This is a genomic window from Psychrobacter sp. 16-MNA-CIBAN-0192, assembly GCF_040309565.1.
Classification (GTDB): Bacteria; Pseudomonadota; Gammaproteobacteria; order Pseudomonadales; family Moraxellaceae; genus Psychrobacter.
The window spans coordinates 1-1,069 of record NZ_JBEOOX010000036.1; the positions used below are offsets into that span (position 1 = coordinate 1).

Here is a 1,069-nt window from a genome sequence, read left to right on the forward strand (position 1 = left end):
TGAACCGCCCCGGTATTGTCGGAGGCTCAACTTTCTGAGAGAATACGACAATGAAAACACGAAACTATACCCCCGAGATTAAAGAACGCGCCGTTCGCATGCTGATTGAAGCAGCGGGCGATTACCCCTCCACTTGGTCAGCTATTCAAGCCATTGCCCCTAAGATTGGCTGTACCCCTGAAACCCTGAGATCCTGGCATAAAAAGCACATCGATCAAACCATTCCAGCATCAGTACAGGCGCACAGTGACAAAGAGCGTATCAAAGCACTTGAACGTGAGAATAAAGAGCTCAAGCAAGCCAACGAGATCATACGTAAGGCAGCCGCTTTTTTCGCCCAGGCGGAGCTCGACCGTCCAGCCAAGTAATGGTCAAATTTATCGATGATCACAAGCTAGAATACGGGGTCGAGCCAATTTGTAGAGTACTACCGATTGCCCCATCAACCTATCACCGTGCTAAAGACCTAGAGTGCTACCCTGAAAAGCGCTCACTACGCAGTCAGCATGACGGCTATTATATCAGCGAGATTAAACGTATTTGGCAAGACAGTAAATGCCGTTATGGTGCGCGTAAGGTCTGGCAGCAGATGAAGGCTGACGGCGTAAAGGTTGCTCGCTGTACCATTGAGCGATTAATGAAGCAGTATGGCATGCAGGGGGTTTGGCGCGGTAAGGGTAAGATTACCACCAACAGCCGTGACGATCAAAAGCGCGCTGACGACTTGGTCAATCGCAACTTTAATGCCCACCGCCCTAACCAGCTATGGGTGGCGGACTTTACCTATATCAAGACAACAAGCGGCTGGGTCTATACCGCTTTTATTATTGATGTGTTTGCCCGCGCTATTGTGGGCTGGAAAGTCTCTAATCGCATGAACACGGATATGGTGATGGCGGCGTTAAATCAAGCGATAGCAGACAGGAATAACCCTAAAAACGTCATTCATCATAGCGATCGAGGGGTTCAGTACTTATCCATCCGCTATACTGATAAAATGGCTGACAGCGGTGTTATTGCCTCTGTGGGCACGACTGGTGACTCATACGACAATGCATTGGCTGAAACG

The 1,069-nt window shown here is 49.2% G+C and carries 1 pseudogene and 1 other annotated feature; the pseudogene reads left to right on the top strand.

The window, feature by feature from the left end:
- Nucleotides 1-50: 50 nt before the first annotated feature.
- A pseudogene (locus tag AAEY78_RS12240) lies at nucleotides 51-1,069 on the top strand (IS3 family transposase); the annotation flags it as partial.
- Nucleotides 326-442 (top strand) — a sequence feature (AL1L pseudoknot). Its footprint overlaps the pseudogene before it by 117 nt.